This is a genomic window from Pseudomonas sp. UM16, from assembly GCF_050312595.1.
GTDB lineage: Bacteria > Pseudomonadota > Gammaproteobacteria > Pseudomonadales > Pseudomonadaceae > Aquipseudomonas.
In genome coordinates this window covers 1-370 of sequence record NZ_JBNPJT010000082.1, presented here as the reverse complement: position 1 = coordinate 370, position 370 = coordinate 1, and the positions used below count along the sequence as shown (strand labels likewise).

1 protein-coding gene is annotated in these 370 nt (G+C 44.9%); it reads left to right on the top strand.

What is annotated here, in order from left to right; genetic code table 11:
• Window positions 1-52: 52 nt before the first annotated feature.
• Window positions 53-370: class A beta-lactamase (locus ACQRAX_RS25660; protein ID WP_042946378.1), on the top strand; the 318-nt coding region annotated here is incomplete at its 3' end.

Genomic DNA, 370 nt, shown 5'->3' with positions numbered 1-370 from the left:
CATGAGACAATAACCCTGGTAAATGCTTCAATAATATTGAAAAAGGAAGAGTATGAGTATTCAACATTTTCGTGTCGCCCTTATTCCCTTTTTTGCGGCATTTTGCCTTCCTGTTTTTGCTCACCCAGAAACGCTGGTGAAAGTAAAAGATGCTGAAGATCAGTTGGGTGCACGAGTGGGTTACATCGAACTGGATCTCAACAGCGGTAAGATCCTTGAGAGTTTTCGCCCCGAAGAACGTTTTCCAATGATGAGCACTTTTAAAGTTCTGCTATGTGGTGCGGTATTATCCCGTGTTGACGCCGGGCAAGAGCAACTCGGTCGCCGCATACACTATTCTCAGAATGACTTGGTTGAGTACTCACCAGTC